Source organism: Hominimerdicola intestinalis, from assembly GCF_054655215.1.
The window spans coordinates 72,802-89,655 of the sequence record NZ_BAAHNZ010000003.1; the positions used below are offsets into that span (position 1 = coordinate 72,802).

General features: G+C 43.3%; 16 protein-coding genes. 2 read left to right on the forward strand and 14 right to left on the reverse strand.

Annotation, left to right across the window (positions count from 1 at the left end):
- Window positions 1–7: 7 nt before the first annotated feature.
- The 10 genes from murI to ACYQ0H_RS04545 all read right to left on the reverse strand — a co-directional run bounded on the left by murI (window position 8) and on the right by ACYQ0H_RS04545 (window position 10,168).
- A complete protein-coding gene (gene murI / locus ACYQ0H_RS04500; RefSeq protein WP_459811652.1) occupies window positions 8–826 on the reverse strand; it encodes a glutamate racemase in 819 nt (272 codons plus the stop codon).
- Window positions 819–1,901 carry a D-alanine--D-alanine ligase family protein gene (locus ACYQ0H_RS04505; RefSeq protein WP_459811653.1) on the reverse strand — a complete coding sequence of 361 codons (1,083 nt, stop codon included), beginning with the start codon at window positions 1,899–1,901 and terminating at the stop codon, window positions 819–821. The genes murI and ACYQ0H_RS04505 overlap by 8 nt, the downstream gene beginning before the upstream one ends.
- A gap of 236 nt (window positions 1,902–2,137) precedes the next feature.
- On the reverse strand, window positions 2,138–2,914 hold the full coding sequence (gene hisA, locus ACYQ0H_RS04510; RefSeq protein ID WP_459811654.1) for a phosphoribosylformimino-5-aminoimidazole carboxamide ribotide isomerase: 777 nt from the start codon (window positions 2,912–2,914) through the stop codon (window positions 2,138–2,140).
- A gap of 17 nt (window positions 2,915–2,931) precedes the next feature.
- Window positions 2,932–3,963, reverse strand: a complete 1,032-nt coding sequence (locus tag ACYQ0H_RS04515) for a transglutaminase domain-containing protein (RefSeq protein WP_459811655.1) — start codon at window positions 3,961–3,963, stop codon at window positions 2,932–2,934.
- Between the two features lie 98 nt (window positions 3,964–4,061).
- Entirely contained in the window at window positions 4,062–5,126 is a 1,065-nt protein-coding gene (locus ACYQ0H_RS04520) for an FkbM family methyltransferase (RefSeq protein ID WP_459811656.1), read from the reverse strand.
- Window positions 5,127–5,186: 60 nt separating this feature from the next.
- Window positions 5,187–5,600: a PH domain-containing protein gene (locus ACYQ0H_RS04525; RefSeq protein WP_459811657.1), complete on the reverse strand. Its 414-nt coding sequence runs from the start codon at window positions 5,598–5,600 to the stop codon at window positions 5,187–5,189.
- A 188-nt stretch (window positions 5,601–5,788) separates the two neighbouring features.
- Entirely contained in the window at window positions 5,789–6,043 is a 255-nt protein-coding gene (locus ACYQ0H_RS04530; protein WP_459811658.1) for a hypothetical protein, read from the reverse strand.
- Window positions 6,044–6,166: 123 nt separating this feature from the next.
- A complete protein-coding gene (locus ACYQ0H_RS04535) occupies window positions 6,167–8,116 on the reverse strand; it encodes a cellulase family glycosylhydrolase (protein ID WP_459811659.1) in 1,950 nt (649 codons plus the stop codon).
- 122 nt (window positions 8,117–8,238) lie between these two features.
- Complete coding sequence (locus ACYQ0H_RS04540; protein WP_459811660.1) at window positions 8,239–8,811, reverse strand: GNAT family N-acetyltransferase; 573 nt, start codon at window positions 8,809–8,811, stop codon at window positions 8,239–8,241.
- Window positions 8,812–8,875: 64 nt separating this feature from the next.
- Window positions 8,876–10,168 (reverse strand): adenylosuccinate synthase, encoded by a 1,293-nt coding sequence (locus ACYQ0H_RS04545; protein ID WP_459811661.1) that lies wholly within the window; start codon window positions 10,166–10,168, stop codon window positions 8,876–8,878.
- Between the two features lie 312 nt (window positions 10,169–10,480).
- Between ACYQ0H_RS04545 and ACYQ0H_RS04550 the strand changes: the two genes are divergently transcribed.
- Window positions 10,481–12,013, forward strand: a complete 1,533-nt coding sequence (locus ACYQ0H_RS04550) for a sodium:solute symporter family transporter (RefSeq protein ID WP_459811662.1) — start codon at window positions 10,481–10,483, stop codon at window positions 12,011–12,013.
- Window positions 12,014–12,063: 50 nt separating this feature from the next.
- On the opposite strand, the gene ACYQ0H_RS04555 is transcribed toward ACYQ0H_RS04550, so the two are convergent.
- The 3 genes from ACYQ0H_RS04555 to ACYQ0H_RS04565 all read right to left on the reverse strand — a co-directional run bounded on the left by ACYQ0H_RS04555 (window position 12,064) and on the right by ACYQ0H_RS04565 (window position 15,107).
- Entirely contained in the window at window positions 12,064–12,810 is a 747-nt protein-coding gene (locus ACYQ0H_RS04555) for an SDR family NAD(P)-dependent oxidoreductase (protein WP_459811663.1), read from the reverse strand.
- An 81-nt stretch (window positions 12,811–12,891) separates the two neighbouring features.
- Window positions 12,892–14,064: an iron-containing alcohol dehydrogenase gene (locus tag ACYQ0H_RS04560; protein WP_459811664.1), complete on the reverse strand. Its 1,173-nt coding sequence runs from the start codon at window positions 14,062–14,064 to the stop codon at window positions 12,892–12,894.
- A 29-nt stretch (window positions 14,065–14,093) separates the two neighbouring features.
- Window positions 14,094–15,107: an SDR family oxidoreductase gene (locus ACYQ0H_RS04565; protein ID WP_459811665.1), complete on the reverse strand. Its 1,014-nt coding sequence runs from the start codon at window positions 15,105–15,107 to the stop codon at window positions 14,094–14,096.
- Between the two features lie 127 nt (window positions 15,108–15,234).
- On the opposite strand from ACYQ0H_RS04565, the gene ACYQ0H_RS04570 reads away from it, so the two are divergent.
- Window positions 15,235–16,107 carry an AraC family transcriptional regulator gene (locus ACYQ0H_RS04570; RefSeq protein WP_459811666.1) on the forward strand — a complete coding sequence of 291 codons (873 nt, stop codon included), beginning with the start codon at window positions 15,235–15,237 and terminating at the stop codon, window positions 16,105–16,107.
- A 53-nt stretch (window positions 16,108–16,160) separates the two neighbouring features.
- Here ACYQ0H_RS04570 and ACYQ0H_RS04575 read toward each other — a convergent pair whose 3' ends face one another.
- A complete protein-coding gene (locus tag ACYQ0H_RS04575) occupies window positions 16,161–16,706 on the reverse strand; it encodes an NADH peroxidase (RefSeq protein WP_459811667.1) in 546 nt (181 codons plus the stop codon).
- Window positions 16,707–16,854: the final 148 nt, after the last annotated feature.

Below are 16,854 nucleotides of genomic sequence, written 5' to 3' on the forward strand. Positions count from 1 at the left end.
CCCGCAATTATAAAGCGAGACTGCATTTTGATATTTTTATATTTTTATTCTTGCCCAAAAATGCGTCTGCATTCTCGCTGAAAAGCTCGACGCTGTCAGTACAGTAAAGTTCCAGCATACCGTCTTCTTCCCTATCACACAGCTCGTCGTTATACGCAAGTATCTTCTGAGCGTGCTTAGCTGCCTCTGCCCCGGAGGATATAAGCTTGACCTCATCCCCCATCACCTCGGAAATCACATCTTTTAGCATTGGATAGTGAGTACAGCCCAGTATAAGAGTATCTACCTTTTCTTTGAGCATGATCTCGAGATATTCCTGAGCTATAAGCCTTGATACCTGACTGTCAGCAGATGTGTAGCCGTTTTCGACCAGCGGCACGAACATAGGACACGCCTTTCCGAAAACCTTGATGTCCGGCTTCATTTCACGAATAGCCTTGCCGTAACAGCCGCTTCGTATAGTAGCGGGAGTTCCGATAACGCCTATTCTTTTATTCTGAGTTGCCGCACATGCCGCATGGACTGCGGGATAAATAACTCCGCTGAATTCCGTTATAGAAGTTCCTTCAAAAATCGGAGTCGTCATAAGAACAGACGAAACCGTTCCGCAGGCGACAAGCACCATTTTTACATTATGCTGCTCAAGGAATCTTATATCCTGTCTGCCGTACTGAGCGATAAGCTCCTTGCTTTTGGTTCCGTAGGGAACTCTTGCGGTATCTCCAAGATAAACGATATTCTCATTAGGCATTAATCGCGACAGCTCCTTGACGCAGGTAAGTCCGCCGACGCCTGAATCAAATACTCCTATTGCCGCATTATTCATAATCAAAGTCCGCCCTTTCAAAAGCAAGCTTTATCAGTCTGTCCTCCTGCTCCTCCGGAGAAAGTCCCTCATGCTCCATAAGCTGAGGATACATACTGATAGGCGTATGCCCGGGCAGGGTATTTATTTCGTTAAGTACTACATCGCCGTCCCCGCATAGGAAAAAGTCCACTCTTGCAAGACCCTCGCAGCCCATTATTTTATATGCATTTACCGCAGTTTCCCGGATCTTTTCAGAAGCCTTGCTGCTTATATCAGCCGGTATTACTGTCTGAGATCCAGCGTTTTCATACTTTGCCTCATAGTCATAGAAATCGTTTGCTGCTTTTATTTCGCCTACGGCAGACGCAAACGGCTTATCGTTGCCCATTACCGCGCACTCACATTCACTTCCGATTATCCCCTCTTCAACTATAACTTTCTTATCGTGAGCAAACGCAAGCTTGATTCCCGCAATAAGCTCGTTCCTGTCCGAAGCCTTTGATATTCCTACGGATGAGCCGCAGTTTGCAGGCTTTACAAACATAGGATATGTAAGTCTTTCCTCCATTTCGTCACACTTTGAGGAAAGCTCGCTGTCAAGCTGACTCTCCAAAATCGTCACCCATTTAGCCGTTCTTATACCGTTAGCTTCCAGAACGGTATGTGTGATCTCCTTATCCATACACATAGCGGAGGAAATGCAGCCGCACCCTACAAATGGTATTTCAGACATCTGAAGGAGTCCCTGAACAGTTCCGTCCTCACCGTTTTTACCGTGAAGCACAGGGAATACGCAGTCTACCTTAACGTTCTGTACTGTTCCGTCCTGTCTTATTGCCAGAAATCCCTTATGAAGCGGGTCGGGACTTAAAACGCAGGGAACGTTGTCAGGATGCTGCTCCCATTTTCCGCCGGGGATCTCATCAATACTTCCTATATATTTGAGCCAGTGTCCCTTTTTAGTTATGCCGATACAGGTAACCTCGTATTTATCCTTTGGTATGCTTTTTATAACATGAGCCGCCGATACCAATGATACGTCATGCTCATTTGATTTGCCGCCGAAAATAACAGCTACTTTCAATCTTGACATATATTTCATCGCCTTCCGATAATCAAATCTAATCACAGCACGGATATTATATTATTATACCATAAGCCATAATAAAATGCAATATTTTTCACAGCTTTTACACGAAAATCAATTTTACCGGTCAGTTACAGAAACAAGTTTTAAAGTTAAGCAAATAAAATTGTTTTTCCGAACAGCCTCTGCGGAAGTTTTAAAGCAAGCTGATCATTCCACTATCGCTTTTAATTACAAAAAAATCATAGAAATTTCAATTCGGCAACTTCATCAAAATTAAGCTTTCCTCCGAATATATCCAGCGCGCTGCCTACAGTAAAATCTATCCTGCCTTTTCCTATTCTATTCAGTGATCTTATATCATCAAGCGAAGCTATCCCTCCCGCATAGGTCACGGGAATACCGCAGGTCTTTCCCAGCAGCTCGGCAACCTCCTCCTCGATACCCTGCGACTTGCCCTCGGCGTCTACCGCATGAACGAGAAATTCCGAGCAGTATCCGGACAGATCTGCTATGCTTTTTTCATCAAGAACTGTATCGGTAAAGCACTGCCAGCGGTCGGTAACGATATAGTAGCTGCCGTTTTTTTTTCGGCATGACAGATCAAGCACTATACGGGATCTGCCAACCGCTCTTACCAAACGGTTCAGATTATCGAAATTTACTGTACCGTTTCTAAAAACATAGCTTGTAACAATAACGTGGCTTGCTCCCCTGTCAAGAAAACCTGCTGCACTTTCCGCAGTTATCCCTCCGCCTATTTGAAGTCCTCCCTCAAACGCTTCCAGCGCCTTATACGCCTGAACGCAGTCGGCTTTATAATATTCTGAGCCTTCGGGATTGAGCAGAATAATATGTCCTCCGTAAAGTCCGCGTCCTTTGTAAAGCCTGCCGTAATAGGCTCCGTCTTGACGGGATACGAAATTTTCCTCTGCATAATTATTCTTATCTGCAAGAGTTCCGCCTACTATCTGCTTTACCTGTCCGTTATGTATATCTATACAAGGACGGAATTTCATATAAAATCATGCCCTTTCTATTGGAAAAAAATTATTTCAAGTCCCGCTTTGCCGCCTATTTCTTTTATATACATCTCAAAGCCGCCGATCTCCTGTTCTAAAGGTCCAATATAGCTTTTATAAAGCTCCGAATCCTCTGACGGGTCAAAGTAATCTCCGTCTGTACCGTTTATAACTGCTCCGGTTTTTTCAGAAAAAACAACGTAAAGCTCTTCTCTTTTTCTGTCAAGACAGTCGGAAGCGGCTTTTTTCAGTTCATCACTGCTGTTTATACGCACAGCTGTTCCCTCCGAATAGGAATAATCCACGCTGTCAGCTTTTTCAAGATTTGAAGTATCCCATACATGACCGCTGTTTTTCATATATTCTTCAGTCACATTAAAATAGCTGTGAGTAACAAGCCTTCCGCTGTAATCGGGAACAGGGTCGTCCCATGTAACGTCTGTATAGTACCATACGTTTTCTATCTTCACCATATTCCACGCATGCTCGTCTCCTTCAATATCCGAAGCGCTTATCGTTAGACAGGGTATCTCCAGCATATCCATAAACATCTGAAACGCCGTGGTATATCCCTTGCATATCGCCTGACCGTTATACAGCACACCATAAGGATTATCGGAATTTTCATTGTATCCTCCTAGTATCCCAAGAGCCTTTTTATCATAGGTGCAGTTATATACTATCCAGTCGTGAACAGCAAGCTCCTTTTCAAAATCGCTCATATCCTCTGCTATTATTTCGTCAATAACCTGTACTGCCTTATCATATATCTTACGATCGAGATCACCCAAACCGTCCGGACTTCCGTTGAGATACGCCTCTGAAACAGCAGATGTATCGTAAATTATATCGGTTTTATCAATGTCAGAGCTGTTCCCGCTGTCTGACATTGAGCTTTTTTCCGATGTGTGCATTGACTCCTGCGAACCGAAGATCCTAGTTTTCCCGTCCGAACTGCCAGCAGTCTTATCATATACGGCAAGAACGGCAAAAGCCGCTGTAAGCACCATTGCGGCAGTAAAAACAACAGTGGCAGATCTGTTCATAGTTTTGCTCCTTAAATTTCTATTTGATTTTCTAATTATACCTTATAGCTCCGATGATGTCAAGAAACAGGAGCTTTACTAAGCTTCGGACAGAACAATTAAATTACGGCGAAAAGATTGGTTTCCCATGCCGGATAATACGGATACTGCCTCATATACAGCTTATACTCAGGCCTGATACTGTTGATAAGCAGGGGAATATCAAGTATATCATAGGCTCTGTGGTATAAAGCTGTACAAATTTTAGGACTGTATTTACTTATAGTCCCCGCACTCCCGTTAATAGCCTCTGCATCTGCTCCTTCAACGTCGTATTTTATATATGTGCATTCACCGCCGTCTAGTATGCTGTCAAGAGATCTTGCATATACTGACACTCCTTCTGAGGAAAGCTTAGACTGACGTCCCGAGCCAGACGTAAAGCGGACAGCCTCGTCTCTGATCCAAGCTGCTGCATTATAAAAGCTGATATTGTCACGTCCCAGAAGATTCTTTACGCACTTTCTGAAATTCCTGCGATTCGGTTCAACAGCGTAAATTCTGCGGTATCCTCCCGCATATTTAAGAAATTCATTTACGGTATCTCCGGTATAGGCTCCGAGATCGGCATATATCTCGTCGTCCGACAATCTGAGTATATTGCTGAAGGCTTCGTCGGGAAAGCTGAAGCAATCATCAAGAAAATCAATATTACCGGTTATTTTAAAAGAAAGTATATTTTCAAAAACATTAAGAGAGCGTTTGTCAGCCAGCAGTCCGGCAATTTTTTCTGCATCGCCGAATCTTGATAAAAACGCATCCTTTGAAAAAACCGTTTCTCCGATCACAGGAGTATCCGGGAATACCAGCGTATATTTTTCTGACAGACTGCGTATTCTTTTCATGACCTCCGGTATATCAGTTCCGAAAGCGGCAGCAACACAAAAATCTCCGTACTCAAGCTCAATATCCGAAAGCCTGCGGACCTTAAACCCTGCAAACTCATTTTCTCTTGCAAAGCCGTCGCTTGCAAATATTCCTCGGCACTGTATCCCGTATTTATCAAATTCCCTGAGTACCTTTATACAGCCGTCGCCCATTCCGTATATGAATACAGGACGCTCTGCTTTTCTCAGCGCTTCGTACCATGGATCAAGCGCCTCAAATCGGTTTCTAGTAAACATTGATGACCCTCCGTATTTAGATCTGTAAATAAAAAGACGGCAATAAAATGCCGCCGTCTTTTAATTATCCATTGAATCGAAATCGTCAGCGTGAATATCGAAAGGTCCTCCCTCCGGACCGATCATATCGCGGCCTCTGATATTATACTTATCACGGTTAAGATTGATCTGCTTATCAAGCATTTCCAGGAATCTTCTCGGCTGTTTTACCGAGATCACCTCTTTTACCGGGGTATCTACGTCCTTGACGTGCATAATTACCGAACCGCACTTGAATATTCTCTGTCCCAAGGGAAGTACTAGCTTTTTGTCAGTTACCCGATAAAGCTCCAGCTCGTCCTCTACGATTTTCAGAAATCCCTTGCGGGTAATAAACTTGCTTTCGGTAAGAAAATATCTTGTGAACGATATAGGAAGTCCGAATAAAGTTCTCTTTTTATCTGTCCACAGATATTCAAAATCATTTTTACTCATATAATCGCCCGTAAACCGTATATAAAAAGCTTTCGGCAGCTACGGACCCCGCCCCCTTTCATAACGGGAAAACGGCTTCTGCCGCAATCCTTTTAAACATTTTATCACTTTACAAGAAATTAGTCAAGTACCGTTCAGCATAATATTACGCAAATCAATCTTTGTTTTTCCCGACTGTAACTTAACGGTCAGCGGAAGGAGGCTTCTATTGCTGACATTACCTCGTCTTTCACTTCAAGAACCGACTCTTTGCCGTCCTTGAAACTGATCCTTACATGATACTTTCCGTTTCCGGGCTGTCCAATAATTTCATAGCCCTCAGCAAACCTCTTATTTATCGGAGCGCTTTTAAAAAAAGAAATGTTTATTACTGCCATTGATCCCGAGCTGATAACATCTTTGCCCTTGTAATCTCCCGAAACAACAAAATTTTCTGATTTCATATTATTTTTCCTCCTGTAATTTATTTTATTTAAGAGTAATCTGCTTGCAGCTTACGCATCCGCCCTGATCTTTTATAACGCTCAAAATCCTACAGACAGGTTTTATCTTCACTATTTACTTTCTCAAAGTCCCTTTGCCTTACTGAGAGTTATTCCGTTGTCCCCAAGCGGAATTTCGTGATCAAGGCCGACGAACCTGCCGTTTTCCTGCCACAGAACTTCCTTCACAAATTCATACTTCTCCTCGTCCCATGTCACAAAATCGTCCAGAACCAGTCCTCCGGTATCTCCCGAATTTGCATTAAAGCACCAGAAGGTATGATGTAGTTTATTTTCCTTTATCAGACGCCGCATACAGGTCATCCATTTCAGGTTCGGCTCTCTCATAAAACCTCCCCATTCTCCTATCAGAAGCGGAGCGGTATTTTCCTTGTAAATATATAACCAGTTGTCGAGCCAGCAGTCCTTAATTAGCGAATTAAAGTCATATTCCCCTTCAAACCACGGCTGCTGATAAACCGTGGGCCCGTAATCGTGAGGAGAATACACAAGCTTATTCTGATATTTTCCCAGATCGACCGGATAATCCCTTACTCCTCTAAGATTTCCTCCCCACCAGTTGAAATAGTAATCATTGCTGTCAGCCGAAGAATAATCTCCGTTAGTTCTTATATTCTTGGGATATATCTCGATACCCTCAACCATTATCAGTACATTTGGATTTTTGGCAAGAACCCTTGCAGCAGCCTGCTCTGCAGTGTATTTCCAGTTATTTGCGTCCTTTGAATCGTTCCAGATCGCAGCGTTATCTCCCTCGGCAGGTTTTCCGTGAGGTTCGTTTTTCAGATCAAAGGCTACTACCGTGTCATTGTCTTTGTATCTGTCCGCCATATATTCAAGCGCTGAATAATAGTCGTTTACTGTTACCTTATCGGTATACCAAAGATTTACATTATGACCTGAAGCGTCGGTTTCCGCTGAATGAATATCAAGCATGATCTTTATGCCGTTCTCCTCTGCAAGCCTGATAAAATAATCAAATATCTCCTGGCTGTTCATCTGATTAAGATCAGGATTATAGGCGTTGTTGTAATTTGCCTTAGGAAATTCGCCGTCAGACCACTGATTTATAAGCTCCGCAGAGATCGGCACTCTTATAAGATTGAAACCGTGATCGGCAATAGCCTCCACGCTTGAAACAAGCTCCGAATTCCACAGTCCGTCAAAGGTATTTGTTCCAGTATTATAACCGAACCAGTTTACACCTGTTATCCAGACCTCTTTTCCGTTCTTGTCAAGTATTTTATTCCCGTCTGTATAAAGCCAGTCATCACCCTGCTTCGCTGCTTCAGAACGTTTCAGAAGCTCTTGAGTATCCTTGCCGAAGCCGTTGGAATTTTGATCCTGATGTCCGCTGTTCTGCTGAGAAGCCTTGCCTTTTTTAACTGCTGCGCTTTTGCCGTTGAGCTTTGCCGATATTATCTCAAACTTTCCGTCAGTTCCTATATTTGCGCCTATGCTTATACTGCCGCCTGCCGCTATTTCCTTATTGTAATCTGCGGGAGTTACAGTCAGCTTATCTCCCTTGACCTTATATGTACCGTTCCAGCCTTCACAGCTTTCCAGACCTTTAATTTCAAGCTCTAAAGTCCAGCCATTTATTTTTTTATCATCCGAATTTTCGATTCCGATCTCAACACCGGTCATTGTAACGCCGCCGTTTTCCCAGCTGTTTCCGCCGCTGTACTTTATAACGATCCCTTCCTCAGCCTTGCTTTCATCAGTTAAAGATGATTCCTCTTTAAACTCAGACGATACGTCAGCTTCTGATACATTGCTGTCCTTGTCGTCTTCGGAGCTTTCGTCAGACTGAACGGAAGAACTCTCAGCAGCCGAGGACGCTTCATCATTTTTATCCTTTCCCGTATTGGTAACGATAAGCGCTGTCACAAGTCCGATTATAACAATTCCCATGCCTATAAAGCCGAACAATACTTTCTTGTTCAGCGGCTTTGCGGCAGCACTATCCGATTCGTTGTTCTCGGGTAAATTCTTATTTTCATTATCAGCCATAGCAATATCCCCTTAATAATTTCAATAATTTAATTATACAATATGATATGCGCAAATGTCAATAAGACAAACCCGTATAAATTAAAAAATACGGCGAATCGATAAAGACCGCCGTTATCTATTCAGCCGCTGTATTTGTTAAGAATACCGTTTATTATATTACAGGAAATTTCAGATATAGGGATAATCGGCTCGGGGGTTTCCTCATATTCCCCGATCTTCTTTTCAAACAAGCTTACATCATGCCATTTACCGCATTTAAAGCCAGCAGAACGGTAGGTGCCCAGAAGTCTGAAGCCTGACGATAAATGAAGCCCTTCGCTTTTTTTATTTGGAACGGTTACTACGCCGTATACCGTTTTAACTCCCTGTACTTTCAGCAGCTCTGTAAGTGCCGAATACAGCTTTTTTCCCAAACCCTCTGAAGTATTCTCACGGCGTATATATACCGACAGCTCTGCGTTCCACTGATAAGCCGCACGTTCCATATGCCTGTGTGCATAAGCATAGCCTATCAGACTGCCGTTTTCCTCACAGACAAGGTAAGGATAGCTTGTACCTATATCCGTTATGCGCTGTGAAAATTCCTCCTCAGACGGCAGTGTATACTCAAAAGTTACCGGAGTATTTATATACTGAGCGTATATCTCAAGCAGTTCTCTGCTGTCGCTCTTATCGGCAGATCTGATCTTCATCTTCATATACTCCTTATATTTAAAAGACCGCCGCAGTTAATAAAACAGCAGCGGTCCGGTTCATTTATTTGCTTAATTTGCTTTCACGGTAAATAATATCCTCTCTCTTAGGACCGTTCGAGATCATGGTTATAGGGAAGCCGATATGCTCCTCAACGAACTCTATGTATTTTCTGCAGTTTTCGGGAAGCTCTTCGTATTTCCTAATACCTCGTATATCGCATTTCCAGCCGTCGAGAACCTCCAGCACCGGCTTAGCCTTTTCAAGCAGCTGAGTAGTCGGAAAGTCCGTAGTTGCCTTTCCGTCTATCTCATAGCCTACGCATACGGGAATTTTTTCAAGATAGCCGAGAACGTCAAGAACCGTAAACGCAACGTCGGTAGTACCCTGGATCCTGCAGCCGTACTTTGAAGCCACGCAGTCGAACCAGCCCATTCTTCTGGGTCTGCCTGTCGTAGCGCCGTATTCACCGCCGTCGCCGCCTCTTCTTCTCAGCTCGTCGGCTTCCTCTCCGAATATTTCGGAAACGAAAGCTCCCGCACCTACAGCAGAGGAATATGCTTTTACAACTGTAACGATCTTCTTGATTTCATAAGGAGGAATGCCTGCACCTATCGCACCGTAAGCCGCAAGCGTGGAGGACGATGTAACCATAGGATAGATCCCGTGATCCGGATCTTTAAGAGATCCAAGCTGTCCCTCGAGAAGTATATCCTTTCCGTCCTTCAGAGCGTTCCATAGATACAGAGATACATCGCATACATAAGGCTCGACCATTTTCCTGTATTCCATAAGTGTTTCAAAAAGCGAATCAGGGTCAAGCGCAGGCTTATGATAAAGATGTTCAAGAAGAACATTTTTTGTTTCGCAGACCCTTTTCAGCTTTTTCATAAGACTTTCTTTGTCAAAAAGCTCCTGAACCTGAAAACCGATCTTTGCGTATTTATCCGAATAGAAAGGAGCGATACCCGATTTGGTAGATCCAAAGCTGGCTTTCCCTAGACGTTCTTCTTCATATTCGTCAAAAAGAATATGATACGGCATAACCATCTGAGCCCGGTCGGAGATCAGGATCTTAGGCATAGGAACGCCTTTGTCCACAACAGACTTAATTTCGTTGAAAAGAACCGGGATATTCAGCGCAACTCCATTGCCGATAATATTTGTCGTATGATCATAGAAAACGCCTGACGGAAGCGTATGAAGTGCAAACTTACCATAGTTGTTTACTATAGTATGACCTGCGTTGGCGCCGCCCTGAAAACGGATAATTATATCCGATTCCTGAGCCATCATATCGGTAAGCTTTCCCTTACCCTCGTCGCCCCAGTTTGCACCTACGATTGCTCTTACCATGAAATTTTTCCTCCTTGCAGAAATCAAAGCAAAATTAGCGGTATTATCTATAATAACCGAAAAAGGAAACAATACCGCTAAATAAGTATATCACAAAACTTTCCTCTTGTAAATAGCTTTTGTGACAAAAATTAAATTACGTTGTCTGACGATTTTGAGCATAGGGATAATTCCCGTATTATAAAAATTTAAAAATACTCTTGACAAATGACATTTTCCGCTATATAATATCACTTGAGCAATTTATTGAATAAAAGCATAAAAGCATTAAATCTTTAAATTGGTATTACATAATCGGAAAGGTTGTATAAAATGATTGCAATGTGGGCGGTACTTATAATCTATCTGCTTATAATGGTGGGAATAGGCTGGTATTATAAGAAAAAGAACGACAGCGTTTCGGAATTTGTGCTTGGAGGGCGCACATTAGGGCCGTGGTTTACGGCGTTTGCATACGGTACTTCATATTTTTCCGCGGTAATTTTCGTAGGCTACGCCGGAAAATTCGGCTGGGCTTACGGTGCGGCTTCTACCTGGGTAGGAATAGGAAACGCCGTTATAGGCTCTCTGCTGGCATGGCTTGTACTAGGAAAGCGCTCAAGAATAATGTCCAAATCCCTTGAGGCTAAAACAATGCCTGAATTTTTTGAAAAACGGTACAACAGCAAAACGCTGAAAATAATATCGGCAATGATAGTTTTTGTTTTTCTTATTCCCTATACAGCTTCAGTATACAACGGCTTGTCAAGGCTGTTTGAGAAGGGCTTTGGTATCCCGTATAAATACTGTATTATAGGAATGGCTCTTTTTACAGCCGTTTATGTTATAATGGGCGGATATAAGGCAACGGCTATGAATGATTTTATCCAGGGTATCTTCATGCTGGTAGGTATAACCGCGGTTGTGCTTTCCGTTCTGAATATAAACGGGGGACTTTCAGCTTCAATGGATCTGCTGGGGAATATTCCGTCATCTGACGGCAGTATGGGAAAATACAGTAGCCTTTTCGGACCTGATCCCATAAACCTTGCCGGAGTAGTTATTCTTACGTCCCTAGGAACATGGGGACTGCCTCAGATGGTCGGAAAATTCTATGCGGTAAAGGACGATAGATCAATAAAAACAGGCACTGTGGTTTCAACTGTATTCGCTCTTATCGTAGCGGGCGGCTGCTATTTTCTCGGAGGCTTCGGACGTCTTTTTGTAAACGGCGCTGACGGCGCTCCTGAGGGGGGATTTGACGCAATTATCCCTCAGATGATGGAAAAGCTCCCGCAGCTGCTTTTCGGGATAGTAATAGTTCTTGTGCTTTCCGCTTCCATGTCAACGCTTTCGTCGCTGGTTCTGACTTCAAGCTCAGTTCTTACAATTGACCTTATTAAACCGCTATCAAGGAAAATGAGCGAAAAGAAAGAGCTTCTTATTATGAGGATACTTATCGCCGCTTTCCTTGCAGTATCGGTAATTCTGGCAATAATAACCCTTGAAAACCCGCAGACCGTTATCTCAACGCTGATGTCGATCTCCTGGGGTGCGCTTGCGGGAGCTTTCCTTGCACCATATATGTACGGTCTTTTCTGGAAAGGCGTTACAAAGGCCGCCGTTATTGCCTGCTTTATAAGCGGTGTAGGAATTACTGTAATCCATATGTTCTATTATACTTTCGGCGGCAGAACAGGTGACTTTTTCGGTCTGAATCTAGCTTCGCCCATCAATGCAGGAGCGTTCTCAATGCTGTTCGGACTTGTACTTGTTCCGATAGTAAGCCTGCTGACCCGAGGGAAGAAAAAGGATAAGGAATATGCAGACGAAGTATTCTCATGCTTCAGCTGTTCGGAGGAATAAAAAAGCAAAGCCTGACATTTCTGCTTAAATGTCAGGCTTATTTTATGAGTTTAATACATATTCTCCGCTTTGGATACGGCTTCTATAAGCGTAAGTCCCGTAAAGCTCTGCGCCGGAAAAAGTCTGCCGCTCTTTTTATCGTCAACAAACGCGCCTACAACTATCCCCGGTATACAGCTGTCAACGGAGTTCGGAGCATTAGGCCCTCCCAGATCAGTCCTGCACCAGCCGGGATCGGTAATATTCATCATTACGTCCGTACCCTCTATTACCGAGGAAAGATCCGTCGTAAACTTATCAAGCGCAGCCTTGCTGGCAGAATATCCTGCCTGCTCCGGCTCATTCTTTATTCCGCTCGTAGTATTTATTATTCTGCCGAAACCACGTTCGAGCATCTTCGGCAGAAAGTGATAGCATATCATTGCAGGAGCAATAGTATTGATCAAAAAGCTCTGTGTAAAATCTTCGACAGGCGTTTTGAAATACTCTGTACGGTAAGCTATCTGAACTGCGGCGTCGTTGAATACTATATCCACCTGAATACCGCTTTCATCTATTTTTCTCAGCATTTCCTTTACCGAATCAATATCAGAAAGCTCTGCCTCAACCTGAATTGCCTCTGAACCTATAGCAGTTACTTCCTTATAAATCGGTAACGTATGCTCGAGCTTCCTGCTGTGAAGTATCAGATTCGCACCGTGATTAGCCATAAAAACTGCGATCTGCCTTCCTATTCCTCTGCTTGCGCCTGTTACCAGCACCCATTTTCCTTTTACTTCAACCATATCAACAGCCATACGGAATTTACAGCTTAAGAATAGTAAAAGCGGTCCGTATGGCTATACCTCCATTTCCTTTTCCGCCTTAACTCAATATAATTACTTTGCCGAATTATAAATATTTTTCATATCCTGCTTATCAAGAATTTTAAATCCGCCGATAGTTCTTTTTCCGAAATGACTGCACTTTTCTGCCAGTTCACTGATCATATTGTCATTAAGCTCATAACCCAGCTCTTTTACAGTCACAGGCATATTTATGCTTCTGAAAAAGTTCTCGCAGGCTGATATTGCCATTAGAGCGGTTTCATTAATATCAGCTCCGCAGATACCGAAAACGTTTCTGCCGAATCGGGCAAACCTGTCCGGATCCTCCGTATAAACATATCTCGCCCAACTGCCCCATACCGCGCACAGTCCTGCACCATGAGCACAGTCGAACATTCCGCCCAGCTCGTGTTCAAGCTGATGAGTTGCCCAGTCGCCGCCGCCTCCAAGACCTGTAAGATTATTATGAGAAAGACTTCCCGCCCACATTATCTCCGCTCTTGCGTCATAATTTTCAGGCTCGTCAACAAGCTTTTGAGAATTCCTGATAACTGTTCTCATAAGCGCTTCGGCAATACTGTCGGTAAGCTCCATAGAATCGCAGCCGCCGAAATACCTCTCCATAGTATGCATAAGAATATCCGCCGCTCCGCTTGAAGTCTGATATGGCGGAAGAGTGTAGGTTAGCTCAGGATTCATTACCGCAAAAACAGGACGGGAACACTGAGATGAATATCCTCTTTTGAGCCAGCCGTTTTCATTTGTAATTACGCTCGAATCGCTTGTTTCACTGCCTGCAGCGGCAATAGTCAGGACGCAGCCTATCGGAAGGCATTTATCGGCAGTCCTCTTTCCATCGTATAGCTCCCATACGTCAAAATCACATACCGCACCGTATGCAATAGCCTTTGCCGAATCTATAACGCTTCCTCCGCCTACCGCAAGAATAAAATCAATACCCTTTTCTCGACAAAGCTTTATCCCCTCATATACTAAAGAAAGCCGAGGATTAGGCACAACTCCGCCCAGACTTTCATATTCGATGCCTGCTTCCCTCAGCGATCTGAAAATACGGTCCAAAAGACCGCTTTTTTCTGCACTTTTTCCTCCGTAATGTACCAGCACCTTTTTACAGCCCTGTTCTCTGACAAGCTCGCCTGTACGCTCGTCAGTATTTTTTCCGAACACTACCTTAGTAGGTATATGAAATTCAAAATTATTCATATTGACGCCTTCCCTTTCTGTTATATCTATTAGCTTAAAACGCTTTTTACCGCATCTTCCATTGCCTCAATTACCTTATCGCACCAATGATCGAATTCGGCGTCGGACTGCTGACACTCCTTATGGCTCAGCACATATTCAACCGCTCTTTTTACTCCCTGATCAAAGCGTATCTGAGCGTTAAAGCCGGGAACAAGACGCTTCAGCTTCGCATTATCAAATACTACCGAATTTGCTTTATCGCCTATAAGTCCTCCCTCAAAATCATACGAGCTGCACTTTGCAAGAAAATCCGACGGCACATAATAAGGCTTGTATTCAACCCCGAGAGCGCCTGCAAGCGCCGTATATATCTGATTCCAGGTCAGCGTTTCGTCGGAGGTTATCTGAACCGCTTCTCCTATTGCGTGAATATTTCCTATAAGTCCTGCAAAAGCCGCGGCAAAATCGTCGCAGTGAGTCATCGTCCAAAGAGAAGAGCCGTCGCCGTGTACTATTACAGGCTTGCCCTCAAGCATTCTTTTGACTACCTGCCAGCTTCCTCCGTTCCCGTGAACTCCTACAGGAACAGAACGGTCGCAGTAGGTGTGGCTGGGTCGTACTATCGTTACAGGAAAGCCGTTTTCACGATACATTTTCATCAGAAGATCCTCACAGGCTATCTTATTGCGGGAATACTCCCAGAATGGATTTGCAAGAGGAGTTCCCTCGCTGATAATATAGCTTCCCAGCGGCTTCTGATATGCCGAAGCTGAGCTTATAAAAATATACTGCTTTGTTTTTCCTGAAAAAAGCCTGAAATCACGCATAACCTGTTCAGGCACGAATCCGATAAAATCGGCAACGCAGTCAAAAGACATTCCGTTCAGCAGCTCAGCTGCTTTTTCCTCATCGCCTATATCACAGCAGATATGCTTAGCCCCCTCCAAATCGGCGTTTCTCGAGCCGCGGTTAAGCAGCCATACCTCTTCCCCCTTTGAAAGCAGGAGCTTTGTTATAGCTTCGGAAATAGTTCCTGTTCCGCCTATAAATAGAATTTTCATAAATGCACTCCTCATGATAAAAATCTTAAAAATTTACAATATAAGTATAGCAAGACTTGCAAAGTTATGCTATAATCATTACAGTTAAAAATAGTACGAATCTATACACAAGAAAGGAATGACAGCTATGCAGGAGCTGTTTGAATACAGCGATAAGCTCAATTCACCGTATGAAGCATTTATGTTCGACACAGATAATGAAAACTTTCCTGTCCGCTCTCACTGGCATTATTTTGTAGAGATAATATATATACTTGAAGGCTCTGTTATCGTCAGCAGCAAAAATATCAGCCATACTGCCGAAACCGGTACGCTGGTGGTTTTTCATCCTCAGACAGTTCATTCAATTTATCCGGACAACGGAAATTACTGCAGATATGCCGTACTGAAATTTGACGTTAACCGCCTTAATATATCAAACAACTATTCCCCCAAGCTTTCTTATATACTTTCGGCCGCAAAGGACGACAGCAATGCCGATATATTTTTCCGTTCTAAAGAGCTGACCGATATTCCCGTCAAGGAATTTTTTATAAGCTGTATACGCGAAATAAGAGATAAAAATTACGGCTACGATTTTATCGTACAAGCGCAGCTCTCCTCCCTGCTGGTTGAGCTTATAAGGATATGGCGGCAAAAGGGATTTGATACAAACCATATTTCCGTTAATCAGGTCGACGCCGAATCTATCCATACGATAACAGAATATATAGACTCTCATTTTGCAGATCCTTTGAAGGTTCAGACACTTGCAGATAAATGCGGTATGAGCTACTCATATTTTGCACGGCTGTTCAGGCAGCTATACGGGCAAAGCTGTAAAGAATACATTGAATTCATAAGAATATGCAAGGCTGAAGATATGCTGCTGTTTACAAATTCCGACCTGAACTATATAAGTCAGGAAACAGGTTTTTCAGATTGCAGTCATCTGATCAAAACCTTCAAAAAGCTAAAAGGGATAACTCCTAAGCAGTTCAGGCTGAAAATGAGGAGATAAAAAGCGCCTGTACGGAAGATAAAAATCCGTACAGGCGCAGTTTTCACCGCTAATTACTTAAAATATCTGTCGTAAAGACCCTTGAAGCCGCAGCCATGGCGAGCCTCGTCCTTAGCCATTTCATGAACTGTATCGTGAATAGCATCATAACCCAGCTCTTTAGCTCTCTTGGCGATCTCAAGCTTTCCTACTACAGCGCCGTTTTCAGCCATATATCTCAGCTCAAGGTTTTTCTTTGTTGACGGAGTTACTACCTCACCGAGCAGCTCAGCGAATTTTGCAGCGTGCTCAGCCTCTTCATAAGCCGCCTTTTCATAGAACAGACCGATCTCTGGGTAGCCCTCGCGGAAAGCTACTCTCGCCATTGCAAGATACATTCCGACCTCTGAGCATTCTCCGTTAAAGTTATCCCTAAGTCCCTGAACAACCTCTTCGTCAAGACCCTGAGCAACGCCTACCTTATGCTCGTCAGCCCATACAAGCTCTTCATCTGCCATTTTATTAAACTTTGAACCCGGAACTCCGCACTGAGGGCACTTCTCAGGCGGCTGCTCTCCTTCATAAATATAACCGCATACTGAACATACAAACTTTGACATAATATTGTCCTCCTCAATTTAAATTTTAATTTATTTACTTTATTATATAACCGACCGACTATATCGGTTTATGTTATAGCTTTCTTGCTACGATTAAAGTATACCACATAAGTGTACATTTGTCAACACTTTAATTATGACATTTTTT